This is a genomic window from Pseudomonas sp. dw_358 (assembly GCF_018449655.1).
Lineage (GTDB): Bacteria > Pseudomonadota > Gammaproteobacteria > Pseudomonadales > Pseudomonadaceae > Aquipseudomonas.
Genome location: NZ_JAAVUX010000004.1, coordinates 51,538 through 76,099, shown reverse-complemented (window position 1 = coordinate 76,099; position 24,562 = coordinate 51,538). Strand labels below are relative to the sequence as shown.

The window sequence follows — 24,562 nt, the reverse complement described above, 5'->3', positions numbered from 1 at the left end:
TCTTGTTTGAATTCAGTTCAGACGCTGCCAGGCGGCGACATAGGCCTTGGCCCGCTCGGCCACTTCAGCCACGCTCAGGCCTGGCTTGAACAGCCCGGAACCCAAGCCGAAACCGGCGACGCCAGCCTCGATGAAAGGCTGCATGTTGTCCGGGCTGATGCCACCCACCGGCACCAGCTGTGTGCCTTTGGGCAGCACCGCCAGCAGCGCCTTCACAACGCCGGGGTTGAGCATTTCGGCAGGAAACAGCTTGAGCACGTCGGCGCCTTCAGCCAAAGCGGCGAAAGCTTCGGTGGGCGTCACCACCCCTGGCGCCAGCCACAGGCCGGCCGCCTTGGCTGCGCGCAGTACCCGGGCATCACTGTGGGGCATGACGATCAACTGACCGCCAGCGGCCTTGACCTGCTCCACCTGTTCAGGGGTGAGCACGGTGCCGGCGCCGATCACGCAATCAGCCGGCAGCGCGTCGCGCAGGATGCGGATACTGTCAAAGGGTTGAGGCGAGTTGAGCGGCACTTCGATCACGCGAAAGCCGGCGGCGTACAGCACTTCGCCCATGGCCGCTGCTTCGTCGGGGCGCAGCCCCCGCAGGATGGCGATCATGCCGTTGCTGGCCAATGCTTGTTTCAGGAGCATGGAGATGTCCTTGGAAAAGGGTTATTGAGTCAACCCGGCGGCCAGCGCCAGGCTCCACAGGCCGCGCTCGGTGGCTTGAGCGGCGACGTCGACACAGGGGAAATCGCAGGCCTGCAAGGCGCGTCGATAGCGCTCGCAGAGCTGGTCGTTGCCGATCAGCACCACGTCGGGCAGCCGTGAGGATTTCATCCGTGCCCGCAGGACTTCGCCCAGGGAGCGCAGCTCATGGCCAATCAGCAGGCCGGAGAGGTAGTCGGCCTGGGCGCTGCCCGGCAACTGTCCGGTCAGGCCCAGGGTGCGGGCACTGAACAGGGTCGATAGCGGGCCGATATCGCCCTCGGTGGAGAGCGCGGTGTGCACGCCCCGGTCAAATGCGACGCCATCGAAAGGGCCGCCGAGCTCCTGAGTGCGACCCAGGATGGTGTGGGCCGACACGGCGGCGAACAGCTCGCCGGTCATGAACGTGTCGAACTGCTGGATACAGCCCTCCACCACCCGCACCCATTTGGAGTGGCTGCCAGGCAGGCCGACCAGCAGGGGCTCGTTGCGGGTATCGGCAGGCAGGCCCTGGAGCAGGCCCAGCACCTGGGTTTCTTCGCCGCGCATGACATTGGGCAGGGCACTGTTCTGGACGATGCCAGGTACCACGTGCAGGGTCACGCCGCTGCGCGTGCGAACCCGGACCATCGCCGCGCCGAGGTCTGCCACCCGTGCCGGGGTCGGGCAATAAGGTGCCTGAACCCAGCCTTGGGCACTGCCGACCATGCCGCAGGCAATGACCGGCAATGTCGGTTGCGCCCTCAGCCAGTCGCCACAAGCCTCATCGAAGGCCAACTCGAAACCGTTGTCGGCGAGTGCGCCGCTGATCGGGCGGGGGGGTGTGGGGAGTTGCATGATGCCGTAGCTCAAAGCGCGCTGTTCGAGCACCTGACCATGGCTTCCAAGCATATAGGCTCGCAGGGACGTGGTGCCCCAATCGAGCGCAATCAATTGCGCCTGCATCGCTTCACCTGTGTTGTTGTTGGCAGTGAGTAGCGTCCGAGGGTGACTATAAACCTGAAACCGTAAATATCTCAATATATAAATTGGACGATCATAATATGGGATTTAATGAATCCATTGAGGCGTGACCCCGTCCACCTGCAGACGAGGCTTATCGCGATGAGCTCTTCCCGAGCAAGCTCGGCCCTGCAGGAAGGGTCAACCTCAGATTTCAACCAGCGCGCGAACGTGGCGCCCCTGGCCAAACAACCCCCAGGTCAACACGCCGACCCCACCCATCACCGCGCAATAGCCCACGCACACCCAAGGGCTCCACGGCATCAGGCCGATCAACAGCAACGGCGTGGTGCTGGCCCACAACGCATAAGCCAGGTTGTAGGTAAAGGAAATGCCCGACACCCTGATACGCGCCGGAAACAGCCCGACCATTACCGAAGGCACCACTCCCACCACACCACAGCTCAGGCCAGCCAGGGCATAGCCCACGCCCGGCCAGCCCCAGCCACCGATCAGGTTGGCATACAACGCACCGATCCCCAGCGGCAGGAGCAGGCTATACACCAGCAGCGCCCGCCACGGGCCGATGCGGTCGACCAACAGCCCGGCCAGCACGCAGCCGAGGTTCAGGAACACGATCCCTAGACTGCTCAAGGCAAAGGTATGGCTGGCGGTCATGCCGAAACGCTGCTGCATCACCGTCGGGGTGATAACCACCAGTACCACCACCGCCGAGGTCAGCACGCAGGTCAGCAGCACCGCTGGCCACAATGACGCGCGGTGGTCACGCAGCACCGTGCGCAGGGAAAATTCCACCACCGCTTCACGGCGCTCGCGCAGGGCGAGGAACACCGGAGTCTCACTGAGCCAACGACGCAGCCACACCCCCACCAGACCAAACACACCACCGAGCAGAAACGGCAGGCGCCAGGCGTAGGCAAGGATCTCCTGGGGAGTGAATAGCTGGGCCAAAGCGGTGGCGGTCAGGGCACCGATCAGGTAGCCGAACGTCAGCCCGGCCTGGAGGAAACCCAAGGCATAGCCGCGGCGCTCGGCCGGCACGTGCTCGGCGACGAACACCCAGGCGCTGGGTACCTCTCCGCCTACGGCAGCCCCTTGCAGGATGCGCAGGGCCAACAACACCAAAGGCGCCGCGTAGCCGATCTGGGCGTAGGTGGGCATGATCCCGATAAGCAGGCACGGCAATGCCATCATCAGGATGCTCAGGCTGAAGACCTTCTTGCGCCCCAGATGATCGGCAAAATGCGCCATCAGAATGCCCCCCAGCGGCCGGGCCAGGTAACCGGTGACAAAAATGCCGAAACTCTGCAGCAGGCGCAGCCATTCGGGCATCTGCGGCGGGAAGAAGAGCTGGCTCAGGGTCAGGGCGAAGAACACGAAGATGATGAAATCGTAGATTTCCAGCGCGCCGCCCAGCGCGGCCAGGCCCAGGGTCTTGTGGTCGGGTCGCGATAGCAACAGGGGTTTGGCAGTCATGGCAGGCTCCTCACCAACGGTCGCGCAGGATAGCAAAGTCACCACAGCGTTGATTTATATTTCAGACAACATATGATGAAAGCCCCTTCCTCCCGTCGGAACCGCGCCCATGTCGACCCTCTCTCGTGAAGACACCCTCGCCCAATGGCAAACCGCCGAACAGGCCATGCGCAAGCGATTGGGGGCACCGGGCACCCTGACCCTCAGCGAGGTCAGCGCCCTGAGCCCGGCAGAATTTTTCGATGGCATTGGGCGCGGCGAGCTGCCATCGCCCCCCATCGGGGCCTTGATGGATTTTGTGCCCATCGAATGGGCCGAGGGCCTGTTCATCTTCCAGGGCAGCCCCGACCAGCGTCATTACAACCCGCTGGGCAGCGTCCACGGTGGCTATGCCGCGACCTTGCTGGATTCCTGCATGGGCTGCGCCATTCACACCCGGCTCAAGCAAGGCCAGGGCTACACCACGTTGGATCTGCGCATCAGCTACGTACGGGCATTGACCGAGTTGACCGGGCCGATCCGCGCCGAAGGCAAGGTGGTGCATCTGGGGCGTTCGACGGCGCTGGCGGAGGGGCGCATCTATGACGTGGAAGGTCGGTTGTATGCGACGGGGAGTACGACCTGCATGATTTTTTCGTGATTGATGCCGGGCAGATTTGCGGCGCCTGCAGCGCGCCGCAAATACCCCGTTCAGTCCCCCACTTCAAGCACTTCCAGCCAGAAATCCGTCAGGTACTCGGCGCCCACCGTCAGATAGGCCCCCAGGTAAATACCCACCTGATGGCCCAAGACATCGCGCAGATTGCAGCGCAATTCGCGCCCCACCTCCAGCGACCAGTGCTCCAGAGGTTCAACTTTCCAGTAATCAGAGACCACGGCCACCTCATACAACCCCAGGTAGCCGTGGCTGCTCAGGCCGACCTGACCGGCAAACGGCAGCAGCCCATGGACGTGATAGTGCAGGCGATCATGGCCGCGGCCGGTGTATTCAAAGCCCAGACGTAACGGGTGCCCCGAAGCGCGCACTGGAGAGCCATCGAGTACCAGCCAGTTCTTGTCGAGAGAAAACAGCGTGTCGCTGCTGCCAACGGCCATCTTGCGCCCGTTGTAAATGCAGTGCAGGGAGGCCACAAAACTGTTCGTGTCGTATTGTTGCATGAAAGACTCCTTGTCCCGTGTGGATGGCCGCCCAACCTAGGGAGCGCCGGTCCATGCTTCAACGGGGAAAGGTCGCCGCTGCCCGTAGAAAAAGAAAAAACCCGCCACCAGGGCGGGTTTTTCACGGGCACAGCCTGTTACAGACCGGACTGACCACTCAAGGCCAGATCCATCAACTCCCGGTTCGCCACCGCATACATTGCGTAGTCAGTCCCGGTCGCCGCCCGCAGGTCGTCGAGCATTGCACGCCAGCGCACCACCATGGCCTTGTGCTGTTCGAGCCACAGTTCCAGGCGCTCTTCGATGTCCTGCGGAGCGTCGGCCATCTTCAGCACCGAAATGGTGATGGAGCGCTGCTGCAGGTCGATGTCGTCGCGGAAAGCCTCGCGGGCCAAGGCCTGCCAGTTGTTTTCCACGGCCAGACTGCTGATCTGTTGCAGATACCATGTCAGCTCCAGCTTGCTGCCCACGGCAAAGAACGCTTTAGCCACGTCCGCCGCGTTCTGGCCGGTGACATCGGAGGCTTCGATGATCGGCAACAGCGTGTAGAGGTGACTCGTCCCGGCCACCATGCGCGCCAGCAACTCCGGCACGCCGGCGGCGACGTAACCCTGGTAGCGTTGCTGCCACAGGTCACGGGTCGGGCCTTCCAGCAGCTCGTCGAGCTTGAGCCCCAGCGCGGCGATGTGCGGACCGAAGTGCGCCACGTCACGCCCGGCATCCAGTTCGTTGCGGCGGCTGCGCAGGAACCAGCGAGTGGCCCGGCGTCCCAGCCGCATCAGCTCGTCCATCAAGGCCAGCTGAACTTCGGCCGAGACCTGATAATCCAGCGCCTCGATCTGTCGGAACCAGTGCGGCAGGTGGAAAATGTCGCGCACGATCACATAGGCACCGGCCACATTGGCCGGACTCATGCCCGTGGACTCCTTGAGCCGCTGGACGAAGGTGATGCCCATGTTGTTGACCAGATCGTTGGAGATCTGCGTGCTGACTATTTCGCGCTTGAGGCGATGGCGGCGCATGGGTTCGGCGTACTTGCTGGCCAGCGACGGCGGGAAAGCCGTCTCCATGTCGCGGGCCAGGTAATCGTCGTCGGGCACCTGGGAGGCAAGCAAGGCTTCGTTGAGGTCGATCTTGCTGTAAGAGATCAGCACCGACAATTCGGCACGGGTCAGACCCTGCCGGGCGGCAATGCGCTCGTTGAGCTGCTCCTCGCTGGGCAGGAACTCGATGGCCCGGTCCAGCTTGCCGCGGCTTTCCAGGTCCGCCATGAGGCGGCGATACTCGGCAATGCGCTCGTAGGCCCGGCGCGCCGCCAGGGACAGCGCCTGGGTCTGCTTGTAGTTGTTGCCCAGCACCAGCGCGCCGACTTCGTCGGTCATGCTGCCCAGCAGCAGGTTGCGCTGCTTCTCGGTCATGTCGCCGGCCTGCACCGCTTCGTTGAGCAGGATCTTGATGTTGACCTCGTGGTCGGAGCAGTCGACACCCGCGGCGTTGTCGATGAAGTCGGTGTTGGTCGCCCCGCCCAGCAGGCCGAACTCGACCCGGCCCAGCTGGGTCATGCCGAGGTTGCCGCCCTCGCCCACTACCTTGCAGCGCAGCTCGTTGCCGTTGACCCGCAGCGCATCGTTGGCCTTGTCGCCCACGTCACTGTGGGTCTCGTTGCTGGACTTCACGTAGGTGCCGATGCCGCCGTTCCACAGCAGGTCCACGGGCGCCTTGAGCAGCGCATTGAGCAACTCGGTGGGCGCCAGCTTGTCCGCCTGGATATCAAAGCGCGCCTTCATCTGCGGGCTGATGGCGATGCTCTTGGCGCTGCGGGAAAAGATCCCGCCGCCCGCACTCATGATCGCAGTGTTGTAGTCGCTCCATGCCGAACGCGGCAGGTCATAAAGACGCTGGCGCTCGGCAAAGCTGGCGGCCGGTTCCGGGTTGGGGTCGATGAAGATGTGCAGGTGGTTGAACGCGGCCACCAGTTGCAGCTGGTCGGACATCAGCAGGCCGTTGCCGAACACGTCGCCGGCCATGTCGCCGATGCCGACCACGGTGATGCTGTCCTGCTGCACATTGATGTCGCGCTCGCGGAAGTGGCGCTGCACGCCGACCCATGCACCCTTGGCGGTGATGCCCATCTTCTTGTGGTCGTAGCCGGCCGAACCGCCGGAAGCAAAGGCATCCCCGAGCCAGAAGCCGTAGTCGATGGCAATGCCGTTGGCGATATCGGAGAAGGTCGCGGTGCCCTTGTCAGCCGCCACCACGAGATAGGGATCATCCTGATCGTGACGGATCACGTTGGCCGGTGGCACTACGCCGCCGTCCTTGAGGTTGTCGGTGATGTCCAGCAGGCCGGAAATGAAGAGGCGGTAGCAGGCAATCGCCTCATTCTGGATATCGTCGCGGCTGCCACCCAGCGGCAAGCGGCGCGGGAGGAAGCCGCCCTTGGCGCCCACCGGCACGATCACCGAGTTCTTCACATGCTGCGCCTTGACCAGGCCCAGCACTTCGGTGCGGTAATCCTCTTCGCGATCCGACCAGCGCAGGCCCCCACGGGCGACGTTGCCGAAGCGCAGGTGCACGCCTTCGATACGCGGCGAATAGACGAAGATCTCGAACTTGGGCACCGGCTTCGGCAGCTCGGGGATCAGCCTTGGGTTGAACTTGAAGCTGAAGTACGATTTGCTCTGGCCGCCAGCGTCCGGCTGGTAGAAGTTGGTGCGCAGGGTGGCCTTGATCAGGTCCAGGTAGCGCCGCAGGATGCGGTCCTCGTTAAGCACCTGGACGTCGTCCAGGGCGCTCAGGATGGCCTGTTCAAGACGCTGTTGCATGTCACCCAGGTCATCGCCCACCAGCTTGCGCGCCAGGTAGAAACGGGTCTTGAACAGCCGCGTCAGTTCACGGGCGATGTCGGTGTGGTTGTTCAGGGTACTGGCGATGTAACCCAGGTCGAAGCCCAGACGGATCTGCTTCATGTAGCGGGCATAGGCGCGCAGCAGCGCCACGTCGCGCCACGGCAGGCCGGCGGTGAGCACCAGGCGGTTGAACGCGTCGTTCTCTGCATCGCCGTTGACGATGTGGACGAAGGCGTCCTGCAAAGTGTCGTTGAGCTGCTGGATGTCCAGCTTCAAGCCTTCGCTGTAGGTGAAGGCGAAATCATGAATCCAGAACTCGCGGCCGTCGCGATGACGCAGGCGGTACGGAAACTCGCCCAACACCCGCAGGCCGAGGTTCTCGAGGATCGGCAGCACGTCGGACAGCGCCAGCGGCGTATCGGCATGGTACAGCTTGCAGTGCAACTGGCGCTCGCCACCCTGGGCCAGCGGCTGGTAGAAGCTCATGACCAGCGGCCGGCTGGCGGACAGGTCGAGCAGGTGCTGGATGTCCACCACCGCCGAGTGCGCGGCGAAACGCTCGCGATAGCCGGCCGGGAAACCTTTCGGGAAATCGGCCAGCACGGCGGTGCCCTGGGCCTCGCCGAAACTCTCGACGGTCAGCGCGGCGTAATCATCCTTCCACGAGCGGCAGGCCTGCACGACTTCGTTTTCCAACTGCTGGGCGTCGATGTCGATGCGGTTTTTGGGGTCAACCCGCAGAATCAACTGCACACGGGCCAGCACCGACTCGGAGAAGAACGTCCAGAACTCGCAGTCGCTGGCCTTCAGGCGTTCCATCAGTACCTGCTGGATCTTCTGCCGCACTTCGGTGGAATAGACATCCCGAGGCACGTAGGCCAGGCAGTAGCAAAAACGCCCATAGGGGTCCTTGCGCAGGAACACGCGGATCTTGTTGCGTTCCTGAATCTGCACGATGGACATCACGGTGCCGAACAGCTCGTCCACCGGGGTCTGGAACAGGTCGTCGCGGGGCAATACCTCCACCACCTGAGCCAGCTCCTTGCCCAGGTGTGCCTTGGCGTCGAAGCCCGAGCGGCTTTCGATCTCGGCGACCTTGCGACGGATGTAGGGGATCTGCCGTACGCTTTCGCCGTACACCGACGAGGTGTACAGGCCCATGAAGCGGCATTCCTTGAGCACCTTGCCATCGGCATCGATCTGGCGAATGGACACGTAGTCCGGATAGGCCGGACGGTGCACGCGGCTGGGGTGGGCGGCCTTGGCGAAGGACAGCAGCAGCGGCTCCTGCAGGTACGTCACGGCATAGTCTTCGATGCGCAGGTCGTCAGCGGTCAAGCCCACCCGCAGCAGGCGGGTCAGCCCGAGGAAGGAGGTCGGGTCATATTGCAACTGCCCGCCGTCGACGGCGCTGTTGACCACGAACTCTTCGTACCCGAGGAAGGTGAAGCGGTTGTTGACCAGCCACTCGAGGAAGCTTTTCACTTCCGACTTTTCCTGCGGGTCCACCGCGTAAGGCGTCTGGTCCACCAACGCGAGCAGTTCGTGCACCTTGGCCTTCATGGGCTCGAAATCGGCCACGGCCACGCGCACTTCCACGAGCACCTGCTCCAGCTCCCGCGCCAGCACGTTGAGGTCGGCGGCGCTGGCGCAGCGGTCGATCTCCAGGTACATCAGCGATTCCTGCAGCACATCGTCGCCCGTGGCGCCCTTGGCCAGCACTTCGAGCAACTCGCCGCCGACACCGCGACGCACACTGAGTACCGTGGTCTGCAGCGTATGGATGCTGTAGCCACGACGGTTCAATTCGGTGCGCACCGAATCCACGAGAAACGGCAGGTCGTGGTGCAGGACTTCCACCGCAGTGTGGGTTGATTGCCAGCCATGCCGTTCGTAATCGGGGTTGTAGACCCGGACCTGGGGCTGGGCATGGTTGAACCGCTCCAGCAGGCGCCAGGCCGACAGGGTACAGCCGGCCAGGTCCGAGAGCCGGCGCTGGGTCAACTCGTCCAGGGAAATGATGCCGAAGAACTGATCGGCGAACAGCGCCACTTGTGGCAGTGCCTGTTCACTGATGTGCTGCGCCAGGGCCGCTTGCAGTTGGTGCTGGAAGTCGGCCTTGCTGGCTGCGGTGAAGAACGCCATCTGTGGTACTCCGCTTGAGCTTTGTCTTGGAATGAAGCGTCGCGTATGTGCGGCGAGATGGATCAACCCTAGTCCATCTGCCGTCTCATGGCGGATGGGATGCCCGAAACAGAGCGCCCGCCGGATACAGCGGGCAGTGGCAAGGGCGCCTTGGTCGTGGAAAGGTATCCCATCGGCGCCCCAGCTTAACGACAGCCGGGGGCCGCTTGCTTGCGGTGCGGCGACATATTCGGTCGAAGTGGAGTTATCGTACGAGATGTAACAAATGAGTCGCGCCGAGAGACCGTATCTTCGGCGGTGCCATCATGGCAAAATCACAGCTTCTCTCCCTCTCCCGGACCTTGCGCCATGCAACTCACCGCCGTCGAACTGATCGCCAACCCCTGTGACGACGAAGAGGACAACATGGCCCTGTTGTGCTGCCTCGGCCTGACGGGAGAGTCCCTGCTGCTGACGCGCTTCCCCGACGAGGACGAAGTGAGCCTGGCGCTGGATATAGAAGACGAGCCCTACCTGCTGCGTGATCTCAAGGTGACCTTGAGTCCCGAGCGCCTGCTCATCGAAGTGGCGACCGCCGATCGTGCAGCCCTGCGCGGCAGTTCGGTGCTGGAGGTGCTCCATGGCACCGACCCGGCGGACTTGCCGGAAGTGCTGGAGACCTTGGTGATTATTCTGAAGGGGACGGGGGAGTTGGTTAATCAGGTGGGGTGAGGGGCGGCAGATCTCATCAAGACATGCCCCCCTGAAGCACCCGATCACCCCACCTGCCGCGACCCATCCTGGCTGTACTGCACGTAGGAAGCCAGCCGCCGCGTCTGCACGAACCGGCCCACCGGGCTTTCATCGACGCCAGCCAAGGTACGGCAGCCGGCGATGCGTGCATCGCCATAGGCGAAGGTGCGGATCAGGTTGATGGACGCGCCACGGGGATCGGTCAGTTGCTCGCCCAATTCGTTCGGGAACATGGCTTGTACCACATTGACCAGCGCAGCACCGTCGAGGGCGACCTGGTCCAGGCCCGCGCTGCGATCGGCGGCCTGCAGCTGCGCGGCCACCGTTGCCGACGGCGGGATCACCCGCGCTTCAGGCTGCCCCGAGTGGCCTTGCTCTGCCACCACCAGCCATGGCCACCAGGCGCCGGCACAGGAGGCGCCGTTGCGATGGCCCGAATTCAGCCAGTCGAAGCAGACCTGCGCGGCTTCGAACGTGGGCGGTGGGTCAAGCAACGCGAACAAGCGTGCCGAATGCATGCATTCATTCATCGTCTGCTGCCAGAGCGTCAGCAGCGGCGCGATCTCGTTGTCGGCGAACAGGCTGATGTCTGGAATGGCCACCAGGGAGATGTCGGTCTGGCGGTGTATCGCGGCGAACACATCGTGACCCGACAGGCGATTGACCAATTGGGTGACCGACAGCGCATTGATCTCGCTGTACAGGCCGACACTGAGGACAAAGCAGGTCGCCCCGCCGTTGTCGAAATAACTGCGCACGCCGCGGCTCAGGGACACGTCGGCCGCGCGGCCGGTGGTGTTCCACTCGGGGGGTGGGCCGAACACCTCGACATAGGTGGCATAGTCCTTGATCGGCAGCGCCTCGAACCGTGCGCTCCCCGGCCGGGGCTGGGCCGTGAAGCCAATGAACACGGGGACGGCCGAAGGCACTTCATGCGCCAGAGCCCGAGGTAAAGTATCGTTGAAATTGAATCCGAGTAGCATTATCCACTCCTCATAAACAAGGTTGAGCGTCGCCTTGAGCGTGGCGTAATCGACTACTCGAAACGGATCGGCCAGGGTGTAGGCCGGACCTTAGGGGCCGGATCGAATGAAGTCAAGATGCCATCACTCAAGCCCTCCGGGCAAATCCGTCAATAAATCAGCTTTACCTCTAAATCGTGCATTTGCTGTTCTGAGGTGACTGTTTCAAAACAAATTTTTACCTATTGATACACAAGGATTTTGATGGATCCCGCCCGTCGCCTCCCTCCCCTCCAAACCCGTGACTGGGCAGTCACAGTTTTCATCTTCACGCTCTCATTATCGTTGAACTTCAGGGCGCACTCAGTGAGCAAGCCGCTCGGCCATGGGCAACACAGGTGACTCGGAGGTCGTAAAATCGCCGGTCACGCAGAATATGTAGTGCTTAAATATTTTCACTACATATTGCTTGACGACCGTGCAAAGCTTTTGCATGATGGCCCCGTCTCCCCGATCGGGAGCACTGGCAAAGGTATACCGGACGGGACTGGCAAATCGCTGCTCTCCTCCCGATGTGTAATGCCCACAAGGCAGATTGATGAAGCTGACCGTCACGGTCGTCTTTCGGGACGCGTCACGCGGGCGAGACCTCCTCATGCGACTTGTGGCTGTCTTTGACCGCGCCTTGTCTCGGCAACCCATGACTATGTAGTCACGTTTCATCAGCGCTACCTACATCAAGCTCCTGGCCAGATCAGCCTTCGAGCCGGCCATTTGCGGCCATCGAATGCCATGTTTGCGATGCACCACAGACAGATCAATCAACCGAAAGGGGCTTTGCGATGAACTTGAATCAACAACCGACCATTGATGAACTGGCCCGTCTTTTCGCGGCGCGCAAGGACAGCCTCGACAGCCACATCCTCTGGGTCTGCGAAACCGGCGAAGTAAAAATCGAACCGCTGACGCCCCATGCGGCCGAAAGCGAATTCGAACAAAGCCGCCCGAGCATGCGCGCTCGCCTGCGCACCTACCGGCGCGGGGCCGGGTACGTAGGGCGCAAGGCGGCAGCCGACCATGATTTCCTGGGCCAGGTGTTGCAAACATTGAAGCGCGAATGGCCTGAGGTTCGCCATGGCCGTGAAGTCCGGGTTGTGGATCAGTACTGCTGAGGCGCAGGGCTCCCACAGGCTGAACCTCGATCTCGAGTTCAACCTGTGGGAGACGGGCTTGCCTGCGATGGGGCGACGCGCACTGCCGGCAGGCCGCGTCGCCGGCATCGCCGAATACCGGGCGCTATGGGGCCGCAAAAAACCCCGCCGCCACACCCTTGCATTCCTATCCACCCCCCGAATGCATTAAAGTAATGGCCCCCCGGCCAACCACCCCCACTCCAGGTGCGCGGGCCCTCCTTTCAGGAACCGTCATCGATGGAACATCGTGAAGCGCTGATCGCGCTGCGAACCTTTCTTTCCACCCAGATCCTCGGCCAGGAAAAACTCGTCGAGCGTTTGCTCATCGTGCTGCTCGCCGACGGGCACATGCTGGTGGAAGGGGCGCCGGGGCTGGCCAAGACCAAGGCCATCAAGGAGCTGGCCGAAGGGGTGGAAGCGCAGTTCCATCGTATCCAGTTCACCCCTGACCTGCTGCCAGCCGACATCACCGGCACCGAGATCTACCGCCCGGAAACCGGCAGCTTCGTCTTCCAGCAAGGACCCATCTTCCACAACCTGGTACTGGCCGATGAAATCAACCGGGCACCGGCCAAGGTGCAATCCGCCCTGCTCGAAGCCATGGCCGAGCGCCAGGTCAGCGTCGGGCGCAGCACCTATAATCTGTCGCCGCTGTTTTTGGTGATGGCGACCCAGAACCCCATCGAGCAGGAAGGCACTTACCCGCTGCCCGAAGCCCAGCTCGACCGCTTCCTGATGCACGTCAAGATCGGCTTCCCGGACGCTGCCGTAGAACGGCGCATCCTGCAACAGGCGCGGGGCGAAGCCTTGAATGGTGAAACCAAGCCGGAGCGTCGCGTCAGCCAGCAGGCTATCTTCGCCGCCCGCAAGGAAATCCTCGGTCTGTACATGGCCGACGCGGTGGAGGAATACCTGGTGCAGTTGGTGATGGCGACTCGCACGCCGAGCAAGTTCGACCCGGAGATGGCCGAGTGGATCGCCTATGGCGCCAGCCCGCGCGGCTCCATCGCCCTGGACCGTTGCGCCCGTGCCCACGCCTGGCTGGCCGGACGCGATTTCGTCAGCCCCGAAGACATTCAGGCGGTGCTGTTCGATGTGCTGCGCCACCGCATCATTCTGTCCTTCGAGGCGGAAGCGGCAGGGGTCGACCAGGATCGCGTGCTGCAGCGGATTCTCGACGTCGTGGCCGTGGCCTGAGGCATGAGCCCCACTGAAGCACTGCCCGCCATGCCCGGCGTTCGTATCACCTTGGCCGATCTGATCGAGATGCGTCACCGCGTGCGCGAAGTGCAGCTGTTCTCGACGCCGGCTCAGCGCAGCCCGCTGATCGGCCTGCACCACTCCAAGCTGCGCGGACGCGGCGTGGACTTCGATCAGGTGCGCGTCTATCAGGCCGGCGATGACGTGCGCAGCATCGACTGGCGCGTCACCGCACGCACTCAGGAGCCCCACACCAAGCTGTTCCATGAAGAGCGCGAGCGCCCCATCTTTATTCTGGTAGAGCAGAGCCGACGCCTGTTTTTCGGCTCCGGGCAGACCTTCAAGTCGGTGCTGGCTGCCCAGGCGGCCGCACTGATCGGCTGGGCGGCCCTGGGCCACAACGACCGCATCGGTGGCCTGGTGTTCGGTGACGGCGAGCACTACGAAATCAAGCCACGGCGCAGCAAGCAAAGCCTGTTACAGCTGCTCAACCGGCTGGTGCGGGTCAATCAGAGCCTGCACAGCGAAGCCAGCCCCGACCCTGATGCCCTGGGCATGGCCTTGCGCCGGGCTCGGGAGGTGTTGCGCCCCGGCAGCCTGGCCATCGTCATCTGTGACGAGCGCGCCCTGGTGGACGCCGCCGAGCAACAGCTGAGCCTGCTGTCGCGCCACTGCGACCTGTTGCTGCTGCCCTTGTCCGACCCGCTGGACCATGCCCTGCCCGCCGCCGGCCTGCTGAATTTCGAGGAACGCCAGCACCATCTGCAACTGGATACCCTCAACAGCGAGCTGCGCCAGGCCTACCGGGCCCAGGCCGAAGCACGGATCCTGCGCTGGGAAACCCTGGCGCAAAAGCTGCGGGTACTGCTGATGCCACTGAGCACCCAGAGCCCGATGATCGAACAGCTGCGCGAGTACCTCAACCCGCAGCAGTCGAGCAAGAGCCCATGAGTTCGCTGCAGCAGTTGCAACCGTTGATTGCGCCGCCGCCGGTGAGCCTGTGGCCGCCCGCGCCGGGATGGTGGGCTTTGCCAGTGCTGCTGGCGCTGGTGGGCTGGGCCGCCTGGCACTGGCGCGGGCACCTGCGCTGGCGACGCAAGGCCGGCGAGCCCGGCGAGCAGCCATTGGACCCGGTGCGCAGCGAAGCCCTGTCCGAATTGGCTTTGCTCGAGCGCCCGTACAACGGCGCGCCCGCCGGCGCCTGGCTGCAACAGATCAACGCGCTGCTCAAGCGCCTGTGCCGCAGCCACTACCCCAACAGCCACAGCCATACCCTCAATGGCCGCCAGTGGCTGGCCTTTCTCGACAACCGTTGCCCGGCAGCGGGGCTGACCCGCTGGATGATTCTGGTGGAAGGGGTATACAAGCCCGAATGCAAGCTGGACGACAAGGCCATCGCCGGGCTCAGCCAATCGGTGGAAACCTGGATTCGCAAACATGTTTGAGTTCGCCTGGCCGTGGCTCTTCGCTCTGCTGCCGCTGCCTTGGGTGATGCGCTTGCTGCTGCCGGCCGCCGACAGCGGCGAAGCCGCGCTGAAAGTCAGTTTCCTCGCCGACCTGGAACTGCTCAGCAACCGTCGAGCCCGGGTCGGCCTCCCGGCCTGGCGCCAGCAGGCACGCTTTGCCCTGGTGTGGCTGTTGCTGCTGACCGCTGCCGCCCGCCCGCAATGGCTGGGGGAGCCGCTGCCCATCGCCGCCAGCGGCCGCGACCTGTTGGTGGCGGTGGACGTCTCTGGGTCCATGGACTACCCCGACATGCACTGGCAGGGCGATGACATCAGCCGCCTGAGCCTGGTCAAGCATTTGCTGGGCGACTTCCTCGAACAGCGCAAAGGCGACCGGGTCGGCCTGATTCTGTTTGGCAGCAAGGCCTACCTCCAGGCACCGCTGACCTTCGACCGCCACACCGTGCGCCAGTGGCTGGACGACGCCACCGTCGGCATTGCCGGCAAGAATACCGCCATTGGTGACGCCATCGGCTTGGCGGTCAAACGCCTGCGCCAGCGTCCGACGCAAAGCCGCGTGCTCATCCTCGTCACCGACGGCGCCAACAACGGCGGCCAGATCAGCCCCTTGACCGCCGCGCAACTGGCGGCCCAGGAGCACGTGCGCATCTACACCATCGGCATCGGCGCCGACCCCAAAGACAGTGGCGGTCTGGGGGTGCTGGGCATCAACCCCGACCTGGATCTGGACGAGGTCAGCCTCAAGGAGATCGCCAGTACCACCGGTGGCGGCTACTTCCGCGCCCGTGACGGCAACCAGCTGAGCAAGATCGGCGCGACCCTGGATCAACTCGAACCGGTGGCCCAGCAGCCTACCCGCGCGCGCCCCAGCCAGGAGCTGTATCACTGGCCTTTGGCACTGGCCTTGCTGATCAGCGTGCTGCTGACCTTGCGCGAGCACTGGCCGGACAACCTGCTGCGCCGTCTGGTCGAACGCTTGCCGGGGCGGCGACGTTTGCTGGGCGCCGCCCTCCTTGCCACCCCGGACTGGCGCGCGCGTCTCGAGCGCCTGCGCTTGCGGAGGCGCCGATGAGCCTGTTGTGGCCGCACTGGTACCGGCCGTGGTTCGTGCTGGCAGTGCCCCTGCTCGGCTGGCTGCTGTGGCAGCTGTGGCACCGCAAGAAACGCACCGGGCGCTGGCAGATGATCCTGCCGCCGGCTTTTCATGCCATGCTGTTGACCGGCGGCAGCGGGCGCAGCAGCCGTCTGCCCTGGCTGTTGTTGGGCGTGGCCTGGGCCTTGGCGGTGCTGGCCCTGCTGGGCCCCAGCTGGCAGCGGGTGGAACAGACTGCGCAAAAGCCCGCGGACCCGCTGGTGATCCTGGTGCAGCTGACCCCCGAGATGCTCGCCACCGACGTCCCTCCGGACCGGTTGGAGCAGGCTCGACGCAAGATTCTCGATCTGTTGCACCAGCGCCGCGATGCGCAGACTGCCATCGTGGTCTATGCCGGCAGCGCTCATGTGCTGGTGCCGTTGTCGGACGACCTGAGCACCAGCACCAACCTGCTCGCCGCGTTGAAACCGTCGATCATGCCGCTGCCTGGCCATCGCGCCGACCTTGCGCTGCGCAAGGCTCTGGCCCTGCTGGACCAGGGCGCCCTGGGCCAGGGGCGGATCCTGTGGGTCGGCTCGCAGCTCGACGATCAGGAACGTGCCGGCATTCGGCAAAGCCTGGGCAATCGCTCGCCACGCCTGCTCATGCTTGGCATCGGCAGCCGCGATGGCGCGCCGGTAAAACAGGAAAACGGCGAATTCCTTCAGGACAACCAAGGCGCCATTCTGGTGGCGCAGCTGGACAGCCCCAGCCTCGGGGCCTTCGCCGCCGACCTGAGCGGCGAATACCGGGCCGCGCGCAACGATGACATGGACTTGCGCGAGCTGGGCCTGTTCGACAACCCGCGTAGCCTGCGCGGCAACGGCCAGACCCTGGAGTTGGACAGTTGGGCCGATCAGGGTTACTGGCTGCTCCTGCCGTTGCTGTTGCTGGCGGCCTGCGCCGGGCGCCGCGGCTGGCTACTGTGCCTGCCGCTGCTGTTGATCGGCGCACCGCAGCCCAGCGATGCCGCCAGTTTCATCGACCTGTGGCTGCGCCCCGATCAACAAGGCCGACAGATGCTCGAAGAACAGCGTCCCGCCGAGGCTGCCCGGCGCTTCGCCGACCCGCAGTGGCAAGGCATGGCGCTGTATGAGGCCGGTGATTACAACGGTGCTGCCCTGCGCTTTGCTCAAGGCAATAGCGCGGCCGACCATTACAACCGCGGCAATGCCCTGGCCCGCGCGGGCCAGCTGGAAGGCGCCCTGGATGCCTATGACCAGGCCCTCGACCGGCAGCCGGACCTGCAACCGGCGTTGCAGAACAAAGCCCTGGTCGAACAACTGCTGGACGAACAACGCCGCCAGCAGCTGGCGGACGCCGCCCGGGAGGCCGAGCAGCAAGCCGCCACAGCCCCCGCCGGGACTTCAGGCAGTGGTGAAGCGGGCGCCCCGCAGGAAAGCAGACCGGCGAATCAGAGCGGCGAACAGGCCACCGCTTCCGCACAACACTCGCCGACCACCCCCAAACCCGGTGATAATCCCCCGCCGCCGCCACGCACCGGGCAAAGTCCGGGCCGCGGTGCCGATGACGACGCTACCATGCAGGCGCCGCAACGCCCGGCCGCCGGCACCCTGGACAGTGAACAGCGCCAGGCGCTGGAGCAATGGTTGCGCCAGGTGCCCGACGATCCGTCGGAGTTGCTGCGGCGCAAATTCTGGTACGAACAGCAACAAAGTCAGGACACCACCCGATGAGTCGCGTCAGCGCCTTCTTTATCTGTTGCTTGCTGGCCCTGCTGGCGTTGCCCAGCCAGGCCTCGACGCTGGTCGCCAGCGTCGATCGCACGCGGCTGGGCGCCGGCGAAACCGTGGAGCTGACCTTGCAGAGCAACGACGTGACCCAGTTCGGCAAACCCGACCTGAGCACGCTGGAGGCCGAGTTCGAAGTCCGCGACACACGTCAGGTCAACCGCCCCGCTTCGCTGGAAACCGACACCTCGGCCGCCACACGTTGGCTGATCACATTGCTGCCACGGCACACCGGCACCGTGGTAATCCCGGCGCTGCAACTGGGCGATGCCCACAGCGAGGCCATCACCCTGCAAGTGCTCGTCGGCGACGATGGAGCACTCGCCAGCCTCAAGCCCGTGTTCATCGACGCCAACCTGGACACCGACCGAGTCTACGTTCAGGCCCAGGCTGTGCTGACGGTGCGCGTGTACCACTCGGTGGCGCTGTACGACGACAGCAGGCTTTCGCCCCCGCAGATCACCGATGCCAAGGTCGAGCAGTTGGGCGATGTGCGCACCTACGAGAAAATCATCAATGGCGTGCGCCACGGTGTGATCGAAATGCGCTTTGCCATCTACCCTCAGCGCAGTGGCCAGCTGACCATCCCGGCGCTGGTGTTCAACGCCACCCTGGTGGACACCACTCACAACAGCGACGGCACGTCACGTCCCGGCGAACTGTTGCGCATCACCTCGGCGCAGATCCCCCTTGACGTGCGTCCACGCCCGGATGCGTGGCCCGCCGATGCGCCCTGGCTGCCCGCCCGCAGCGTCACCTTGAGCGAGAGCTGGAATCCGGAAACAGCGCAGAGCCAGGTGGGCGATTCCCTGACTCGTACCCTGACCCTCAAAGCTGACGGGCTCTCCAGCGCCCAACTGCCACCCTTGCCAGCCACCAACGTCAACGGCCTGCGCCGCTACCCTGACCAGCCACAACTGAACAACCAGCCCGGCGAGCAAGGCCTGGTGGGCAGCCGCGATGAGCGCGAGGCGCTGGTCCCGGCCCGCAGCGGCAACATCGAGCTGCCGCCGGTGGACGTGGTGTGGTGGAACACCCGTGAAGATCATCTGGAGCATAGCAACCTGCCGGCCCGTACCTTGCGCGTAGTGGACAACCCGACCCTCGCCGTGGAAACCCCGGTAGCCGATCATGCCGCGCCTGCCGATAATCCGGCGCTGTGGCCTTGGAAAGTGGCCACCGTGCTGTTCGCGTTCACCACTCTTCTGGGCTTCATTCTCTGGTGGCGCGCCCGTTCGCAGCCGGCCGTGCAACGCAGCGTCCAGGCCGGCCCCAGCCCGCGCAGCCTGCTGGACGACATCAAGCGCGCCTGCCAGGCCAATGACACCTACGCCACGCGCCAGGCCATCGACGCCTGGGCCCGTCAGCAACCGGAAACCCTCGCCGACATGGCCGCCCGTTTCGTGCCGCTGTCCGATGCCCTGGATGGCTTGAACGGCGCGCTGTACAGCGAGGCCGGGCAGTACTGGCAAGGCGGCGATCTGTGGCGAGCGATCAATGCGATCCCGGCGGTGGACCGCGCGGCGTTGCACGTCGGCGACAACGGTGGCCTGCCCCCGCTGTATCCCAAGTAATTGATGGCTGATCAGGAAACCCCATGCGCGTGTTCCACACCTCCGACTGGCACCTCGGCCAGACCCTCCACGGCCAGGAGCGTGACTACGAACACGCCTGCTTTCTGGAATGGCTGCTGCGCCAGCTCAAGGAGAAACAGCCCGATGTGCTGCTGATCGCCGGCGATGTGTTCGACATCGTCAACCCGCCGGTCAAGGCCCAGGAGCGGCTGTACAACTTCATCGTCGATGCCCATGAGCAGCAGCCGCAGCTGACCATCATCATGATCGCCGGCAACCACGACTCTGGCTCGCGTATCGAACTGCCGGCCACGTTGATGAAGCGCCTGCGCACCCATGCCCTGGGCCGGGTTTCGTGGCTCGACGACAGCGTACTGGACAGCGACCGCCTGCTATTGCCCTTGCCCGACAGCAGCGGCGCCATCGCCGGCTGGTGCCTGGCCCTGCCCTTCCTGCGCCCGGCCGAAGTCACCGGCCTGCACCTGGGGGACAACTACCTGCACGGCATCGGCCGGGTCCACGAAATGCTCATCGCCGCCGCCCAGGCCAAACGCCAGCCGGGTCAGGCACTGGTCGCCATCAGCCACGCGCACATGGCTGGCGGCTCGGTGTCCGAGGACTCCGAACGCAGCCTGATCATCGGCAACGCCGAAGCCCTGCCCGCCAGCCTGTTCGATGAATGCGTGAGCTACGTCGCCCTCGGCCACCTGCACAAACCGCAGCGGGTCAATGGCGAGGAACGCCTGCGCTATAGCGGCTCGCCGATCCCGCTGTCGTTTTCCGAAATCGGCTATCAGCACCAGATCCTCGATGTGCAGCTGGACGGCGAACGGCTGGTCAGCGTCGAGCCGCGGCTGATCCCCCGGGCGGTGAACCTGCAGCGTCTGGAGTCCGCGCCCCTGGCCGAGATCCTCCAGCAACTGGCCGACCTGCCGGACGTCGACCTGCTGGCCGATACCCAGCGCCAGCCCTGGCTGGAAGTGCGGGTGCGTCTCGACGAACCGCAGCCCGACCTGCGCCAGCAGGTGGAAAAAGCCCTCCAAGGCAAAGCCGTGCGGCTGGTGCGCATCGCCGCCGAATATGCCGGACGCGGGGCTCAGGATGACCGTGGGGAAGACGGACTGGTGGAGCTGGGCCAACTGACCCCGCAGGACCTGTTCAGTCGGGTGTGGCGGGAAAGTTATGGCAACGACGCCGATGAACAGACCTTGAAGGATTTCGCCGTGCTGCTCCAGGAAGTGCAACAGGAAACTGAGCAGCCATGAAAATCCTCGCCATCCGCCTGAAAAATCTCGCCTCCCTGGCCGGCCCCGTGGACATCGACTTCAGCGCAGAACCCTTGGCCAGCGCGGGCTTGTTCGCCATTACCGGCGCCACCGGGGCGGGCAAGAGCACCCTGCTCGACGCCCTGTGCCTGGCGCTGTTCGGCACCGTGCCGCGGCTGGGCGACACCGGGCAGGCGAAGATGCCGGACGCCGACACCGACATTTCCATCGGTGACCCCCGCACGCTGATCCGCCGCGGTACCGGTGGCGGTTACGCCGAAGTGGACTTCGTCGGCGTCAACGGCCGCCGCTACCGTGCCCGCTGGGAAGCCAACCGCGCCCGCGACAAGGCCAGTGGCAAGTTGCAGAACAGCCGACAAAGCCTGACCGACCTGGACAGTGAACAGGTGCTGGCCAGCCAGAAGACCGAATACAAAGCTCAGCTCGAAGCGGCCCTGGGCCTGAATTTCGAGCAGTTCACCCGCGCCGTGTTGCTGGCCCAGAGCGAGTTCAGCGCCTTTCTCAAGGCCAATGACAACGAACGCAGCGAATTGCTGGAAAAACTGACTGACACGGCCCTGTACACCCGGTTGGGCCGTCGCGCCTTCGACAAGGCCAAGGACACCCGCGAAGTCCACCGTCTGTTGCAGGAACAGGCCACGGGTGTCACCCCGCTGCCCGAGCTGGAACGGGCCGAGCTGGATCAGCAAACCCGTGAAGCCCAGCAGCAGCTCAAGCAGCATCAGGCCCACCTCAAGCGACTCGAACTTCAGCACACGTGGCTCCAGGAGCTGCGCCAGTGGCAAGACCGCCAGCAGAGTGCGGCCGAGCAATTGCAAGCTGCCCGACACCTGTGGCAGGAACAGGGCGACCAGCGCCAGGCCTTGGGCCGGCTGGAGCAACTGGCGCCGCAGCGTCATCACTTCAGCCGTCAGCAAGAAGTGAACAGCGAACTGCGCCCTCTGGCCACGCAAATCCGTCAGCAAATCGAACAACAGCACAGCCTGGACCAACGTCAGGCCCGACTGCTGGAACAACAGGCCCTGGCGCAAGCCGCCCTGGGCGCCGCCTTGACCCGGCAGACAGACGCCATCCCATTGCTGCGCCAGGCCTTTGAAGAACAGAACACGCTTGCGCGGCTGACCCGTGAAGTGGACAAGAGCACCGAAGCCAAACAACTGAGCGAGACCGCGTGCGCCGAAGGGCTGGCCAGCTTGAACGGCCTGCGCGAGCTGCAACAAAAGGTTGCCCAGCGCCTGCAGCAATTGGCCACGCAGCTGGAGCACAGCATCGCCTTTGCCCCCTTGAGCGAGTCGTGGACGGCCTACCGCGAGCGGTTGCAGCAACTGATGCTGCGCGGTAATCGTCTGAAAAAAGGCCAGGCCGAATTGCCGCAACTGGAGCAGCGCGCCCTGGCTGCCAGCGAGCAATGGACCCATCAGCGCCAGGCCCTGGAGTTGCTGTATCAGGAGGCCGGCGCCGAGCCCCATGCGGTCGCCGAACAGATCCAGTTGCTCGACAGCCTGCTCAAGGACAATCGCAAACAGCATCGTGCCTTCGAAGACCTCGCACGCCTGTACGAGCAACAACAGCAACTGGACAGTCAGAGCCGGGCGCTGGGCCAGAAGCTGACTTTGGCTCAGCAACGACGCGAGCAATTGAACCAGACCGGCTTGCAGACCAAGGCCGAGCTGACCGTTGCCGAACAGACCCTGAGCGTGACCCGCCAGCTGCTGGAACGCCAACGTGTGGCCCGCAGCGCCAGCGTCGAAGAACTGCGCGCGCAGTTGCAGGATGAACAGCCGTGCCCGGTCTGCGGCAGCCTGGAGCACCCGTACCATCAGCCCGAAGCGCTGTTGCCGCATTTGGAGCGCCACGATGAAAGTGAAGAAGCCCTGGCGGTGGCGGCGGTCGAGAAACTCAAGGAGCGGCTGACCGATCTGCGCACCGAAGTCGGTGGCCTGATTGCCCAGCAGAAAGAGTTTGTGCAACAACAGGAACAGCTCGCCAGCCAGTTGCAGGGGCTGGCCCCGGGGCTGGCCGCACACCCTTTGAACGCCGCGCTATGGCAGCAGGACGAGGGCCAGCGCGGGGTCTGGCTGAGCCAGCAGCAGCGTGCGCTTGAGCACAGCATCGCCCAGGATGAACAACGCCAGGGCGCCCTGCTCGACCTGCAACAGAACGCCGGGCGCCTGCAGCAACAGTTGCAAACCTTGCAGGAGGCCAGCCAGCTGGCACGCCAACAACTGGTCGATCAACAACGGGAGCTGGCCAGCGATCGCGAACACCTCGAAGAGGAACTCGACGGGTTCGCTCACCTGTTGCCCGAAGTCATCCTCGCCGGCTTGCGCGCGGACCCGGCCACCACCTTTCTGCACCTGGACCAGCAAATCGGCCAGCGCCTGGAACAGCTCGATCACCAGAGAGACGAGCTGGCCGAGCAGCAACAACGTCAGCAACTCATCGAGAAAGAACAGGATCGCCAGCTGCATCGCGAGCAACAACTCAAGGTTCTGCTGCAACAATTCACCGACCTTGGCGCGCGGCAACAGCACGCCAAAGACGCCTTGGCCCAGTTGCTCGGCAGCCACGGCCGTGCCGAAGACTGGCAAACACTGCTGGATCATGATGTGGAACAGGCCCGTGGCAACGAAGCCCAGGCCAGTCAGCAGTTGCAGGACACCCGCAGCGAGCTGATCCAGCTGGCGGCCGACCTCAAGGCGCGTCAACAGCGCGAGGAGACACTGGCCAGCGAACGGCAGGCAATCGCCGCGCGTATCAGCGAATGGCGAGCGCTGCACCCGGCGCTCGATGACGTGGAGCTGTCGCGCTTGCTGGCGATGAGCGACGGACAATCAGCCTTGCTGCGCCAGCAGGTACAACAGAGCGAAAAAGCCATCGAGCAAGCTCAGGTGCTGCTGGCCGAACGCGAGCAGCGGCTCAAGGAACATCAGGCGCTGCAAGAAACCGGGCTTGAAGCCAAGGCATTGGCCGGCGCGTTGCAAACCTGCGCGGAGCAATTGGCCGGCGTGGAAAAACACTGCGCCGAGCTTCGTGCGCGCCAGGCCGAAGACCTGCGCAGGCAGGAGGCCAATCAGGCACTCGCCGCACAGATCGACAACGCCTATGCCGAGTGGCAGCGCTGGGCGCGGCTCAACGCACTGATCGGCTCGGCCACCGGCGATACCTTCCGCAAGATCGCCCAGGCCTACAACCTCGACTTGCTCGTGCACCACGCCAACGTGCAGCTGCGCCAACTGGTGCGCCGCTACCGGCTCAAACGTGGCGGCAGCATGCTGGGGCTGCTGGTGCTGGACACGGAAATGGGTGACGAGTTGCGCTCGGTGCATTCGTTGTCCGGGGGCGAGACCTTTCTCGTCTCATTGGCGCTGGCGTTGGGCCTGGCGTCCATGGCGTCGAGCACGTTGAAGATCGAATCGCTGTTCATCGACGAAGGCTTCGGCAGCCTTGATCCCGAGTCCCTGCAACTGGCCATGGACGCGCTGGATGGGCTCCAGGCCCAAGGGCGCAAGGTGGCGGTGATCTCTCACGTGCAGGAAATGCACGAACGGATTCCGGTGCAGATTCAGGTCAAGCGGATGGGTAACGGCTTGAGTACGGTGGAAGTGGTGGGTTGAGCCACCGGTTTCCCCGCAAGACCAGGCTTGCTCAGCAAGATCCCGGCACACTGGATCTGACGATCTGCCGTGGATGTTGCCGAGCAAGCTCAGTCATACAGGGACAGTGACACCCCTCACAACTGAATCTTGTGATCCAGCGCGGCATAGAAGTTGGCGCTTTTTTGCAGATAGCTCTGGGTGTACGTGGCCACCTGGGATTTTTTCTCGGTGACCAGCTGATTCGCATGCGCCGGCAATGCCACGGTGGCGGAAACAGCGGAAGCGGCGATGATGGAGAAGAGATTGAAGTTCATGGTGCATTCCTCGAATTCAGGTTTGAAGTCCTGCCCGTGTGGGCCATGGGTCAAACCTACGCCTGGGTG

18 protein-coding genes are annotated in these 24,562 nt (G+C 64.1%); 11 read left to right on the top strand and 7 right to left on the bottom strand.

Annotated elements, in window-relative coordinates; genetic code table 11:
• Window positions 1-12: 12 nt before the first annotated feature.
• From HB675_RS08000 to HB675_RS07990, 3 genes are all read right to left on the bottom strand, one after another.
• Window positions 13-636: a 2-dehydro-3-deoxy-6-phosphogalactonate aldolase gene (locus tag HB675_RS08000; protein WP_213877449.1), complete on the bottom strand. Its 624-nt coding sequence runs from the start codon at window positions 634-636 to the stop codon at window positions 13-15.
• 21 nt (window positions 637-657) lie between these two features.
• Window positions 658-1,638, bottom strand: a complete 981-nt coding sequence (locus tag HB675_RS07995) for a 2-dehydro-3-deoxygalactonokinase (RefSeq protein WP_213877447.1) — start codon at window positions 1,636-1,638, stop codon at window positions 658-660.
• Window positions 1,639-1,842: 204 nt separating this feature from the next.
• A complete protein-coding gene (locus HB675_RS07990; RefSeq protein ID WP_213877445.1) occupies window positions 1,843-3,132 on the bottom strand; it encodes an MFS transporter in 1,290 nt (429 codons plus the stop codon).
• A gap of 109 nt (window positions 3,133-3,241) precedes the next feature.
• On the opposite strand from HB675_RS07990, the gene HB675_RS07985 reads away from it, so the two are divergent.
• Window positions 3,242-3,772, top strand: a complete 531-nt coding sequence (locus HB675_RS07985) for a PaaI family thioesterase (RefSeq protein ID WP_213877443.1) — start codon at window positions 3,242-3,244, stop codon at window positions 3,770-3,772.
• Between the two features lie 50 nt (window positions 3,773-3,822).
• Here HB675_RS07985 and HB675_RS07980 read toward each other — a convergent pair whose 3' ends face one another.
• Together HB675_RS07980 and HB675_RS07975 are read right to left on the bottom strand one after the other, a co-directional pair.
• A complete protein-coding gene (locus tag HB675_RS07980) occupies window positions 3,823-4,290 on the bottom strand; it encodes a hypothetical protein (protein ID WP_213877441.1) in 468 nt (155 codons plus the stop codon).
• Between the two features lie 137 nt (window positions 4,291-4,427).
• A complete protein-coding gene (locus tag HB675_RS07975) occupies window positions 4,428-9,284 on the bottom strand; it encodes an NAD-glutamate dehydrogenase (protein ID WP_213877440.1) in 4,857 nt (1,618 codons plus the stop codon).
• A 348-nt stretch (window positions 9,285-9,632) separates the two neighbouring features.
• On the opposite strand from HB675_RS07975, the gene HB675_RS07970 reads away from it, so the two are divergent.
• A complete protein-coding gene (locus tag HB675_RS07970; protein WP_213877438.1) occupies window positions 9,633-9,995 on the top strand; it encodes a hypothetical protein in 363 nt (120 codons plus the stop codon).
• Window positions 9,996-10,039: 44 nt separating this feature from the next.
• Here HB675_RS07970 and HB675_RS07965 read toward each other — a convergent pair whose 3' ends face one another.
• Window positions 10,040-10,999 (bottom strand): hypothetical protein, encoded by a 960-nt coding sequence (locus HB675_RS07965; RefSeq protein ID WP_213877436.1) that lies wholly within the window; start codon window positions 10,997-10,999, stop codon window positions 10,040-10,042.
• A gap of 821 nt (window positions 11,000-11,820) precedes the next feature.
• Between HB675_RS07965 and HB675_RS07960 the strand changes: the two genes are divergently transcribed.
• The 9 genes from HB675_RS07960 to HB675_RS07920 all read left to right on the top strand — a co-directional run bounded on the left by HB675_RS07960 (window position 11,821) and on the right by HB675_RS07920 (window position 24,197).
• On the top strand, window positions 11,821-12,150 hold the full coding sequence (locus HB675_RS07960; protein ID WP_213877435.1) for a hypothetical protein: 330 nt from the start codon (window positions 11,821-11,823) through the stop codon (window positions 12,148-12,150).
• A 258-nt stretch (window positions 12,151-12,408) separates the two neighbouring features.
• On the top strand, window positions 12,409-13,368 hold the full coding sequence (locus tag HB675_RS07955) for a MoxR family ATPase (protein WP_213877434.1): 960 nt from the start codon (window positions 12,409-12,411) through the stop codon (window positions 13,366-13,368).
• Window positions 13,369-13,371: 3 nt separating this feature from the next.
• Window positions 13,372-14,322 (top strand): DUF58 domain-containing protein, encoded by a 951-nt coding sequence (locus tag HB675_RS07950; RefSeq protein ID WP_213877433.1) that lies wholly within the window; start codon window positions 13,372-13,374, stop codon window positions 14,320-14,322.
• Window positions 14,319-14,816, top strand: a complete 498-nt coding sequence (locus HB675_RS07945) for a DUF4381 domain-containing protein (RefSeq protein WP_213877432.1) — start codon at window positions 14,319-14,321, stop codon at window positions 14,814-14,816. The genes HB675_RS07950 and HB675_RS07945 overlap by 4 nt, the downstream gene beginning before the upstream one ends.
• The gene (locus HB675_RS07940) at window positions 14,809-15,909 is read left to right on the top strand and encodes a VWA domain-containing protein (RefSeq protein ID WP_213877430.1); all 1,101 of its coding nucleotides are present in this window, start codon (window positions 14,809-14,811) and stop codon (window positions 15,907-15,909) included. Before HB675_RS07945 ends, HB675_RS07940 begins: the two co-directional genes overlap by 8 nt.
• Window positions 15,906-17,666 carry a VWA domain-containing protein gene (locus HB675_RS07935; RefSeq protein WP_213877428.1) on the top strand — a complete coding sequence of 587 codons (1,761 nt, stop codon included), beginning with the start codon at window positions 15,906-15,908 and terminating at the stop codon, window positions 17,664-17,666. Before HB675_RS07940 ends, HB675_RS07935 begins: the two co-directional genes overlap by 4 nt.
• Entirely contained in the window at window positions 17,663-19,294 is a 1,632-nt protein-coding gene (locus HB675_RS07930) for a BatD family protein (protein ID WP_213877426.1), read from the top strand. Before HB675_RS07935 ends, HB675_RS07930 begins: the two co-directional genes overlap by 4 nt.
• Window positions 19,295-19,317: 23 nt before the next feature.
• Entirely contained in the window at window positions 19,318-20,559 is a 1,242-nt protein-coding gene (locus HB675_RS07925; protein WP_213877424.1) for an exonuclease SbcCD subunit D C-terminal domain-containing protein, read from the top strand.
• On the top strand, window positions 20,556-24,197 hold the full coding sequence (locus tag HB675_RS07920; RefSeq protein ID WP_213877422.1) for an AAA family ATPase: 3,642 nt from the start codon (window positions 20,556-20,558) through the stop codon (window positions 24,195-24,197). Before HB675_RS07925 ends, HB675_RS07920 begins: the two co-directional genes overlap by 4 nt.
• A 116-nt stretch (window positions 24,198-24,313) precedes the next feature.
• Here the strand turns inward: HB675_RS07920 and HB675_RS07915 are convergent, their stop codons facing one another.
• Window positions 24,314-24,493 (bottom strand): hypothetical protein, encoded by a 180-nt coding sequence (locus HB675_RS07915; protein WP_213877420.1) that lies wholly within the window; start codon window positions 24,491-24,493, stop codon window positions 24,314-24,316.
• Between the last annotated feature and the right edge of the window lie 69 nt (window positions 24,494-24,562).

Bases quoted from the DNA above. Each gene is read 5' to 3' on its own strand.
- HB675_RS07920 (WP_213877422.1), top strand. From the start codon at position 20,556: ATGAAAATCCTCGCCATCCGCCTGAAAAATCTCGCCTCCCTGGCCGGC.
- HB675_RS07965 (WP_213877436.1), bottom strand. From the start codon at position 10,999: ATGCTACTCGGATTCAATTTCAACGATACTTTACCTCGGGCTCTGGCG.
- HB675_RS07940 (WP_213877430.1), top strand. From the start codon at position 14,809: ATGTTTGAGTTCGCCTGGCCGTGGCTCTTCGCTCTGCTGCCGCTGCCT.
- HB675_RS07980 (WP_213877441.1), bottom strand. From the start codon at position 4,290: ATGCAACAATACGACACGAACAGTTTTGTGGCCTCCCTGCACTGCATT.
- HB675_RS07950 (WP_213877433.1), top strand. From the start codon at position 13,372: ATGAGCCCCACTGAAGCACTGCCCGCCATGCCCGGCGTTCGTATCACC.
- HB675_RS07995 (WP_213877447.1), bottom strand. From the start codon at position 1,638: ATGCAGGCGCAATTGATTGCGCTCGATTGGGGCACCACGTCCCTGCGA.
- HB675_RS07915 (WP_213877420.1), bottom strand. From the start codon at position 24,493: ATGAACTTCAATCTCTTCTCCATCATCGCCGCTTCCGCTGTTTCCGCC.
- HB675_RS08000 (WP_213877449.1), bottom strand. From the start codon at position 636: ATGCTCCTGAAACAAGCATTGGCCAGCAACGGCATGATCGCCATCCTG.
- HB675_RS07990 (WP_213877445.1), bottom strand. From the start codon at position 3,132: ATGACTGCCAAACCCCTGTTGCTATCGCGACCCGACCACAAGACCCTG.
- HB675_RS07935 (WP_213877428.1), top strand. From the start codon at position 15,906: ATGAGCCTGTTGTGGCCGCACTGGTACCGGCCGTGGTTCGTGCTGGCA.
- HB675_RS07975 (WP_213877440.1), bottom strand. From the start codon at position 9,284: ATGGCGTTCTTCACCGCAGCCAGCAAGGCCGACTTCCAGCACCAACTG.
- HB675_RS07945 (WP_213877432.1), top strand. From the start codon at position 14,319: ATGAGTTCGCTGCAGCAGTTGCAACCGTTGATTGCGCCGCCGCCGGTG.
- HB675_RS07985 (WP_213877443.1), top strand. From the start codon at position 3,242: ATGTCGACCCTCTCTCGTGAAGACACCCTCGCCCAATGGCAAACCGCC.
- HB675_RS07930 (WP_213877426.1), top strand. From the start codon at position 17,663: ATGAGTCGCGTCAGCGCCTTCTTTATCTGTTGCTTGCTGGCCCTGCTG.
- HB675_RS07970 (WP_213877438.1), top strand. From the start codon at position 9,633: ATGCAACTCACCGCCGTCGAACTGATCGCCAACCCCTGTGACGACGAA.
- HB675_RS07925 (WP_213877424.1), top strand. From the start codon at position 19,318: ATGCGCGTGTTCCACACCTCCGACTGGCACCTCGGCCAGACCCTCCAC.
- HB675_RS07955 (WP_213877434.1), top strand. From the start codon at position 12,409: ATGGAACATCGTGAAGCGCTGATCGCGCTGCGAACCTTTCTTTCCACC.
- HB675_RS07960 (WP_213877435.1), top strand. From the start codon at position 11,821: ATGAACTTGAATCAACAACCGACCATTGATGAACTGGCCCGTCTTTTC.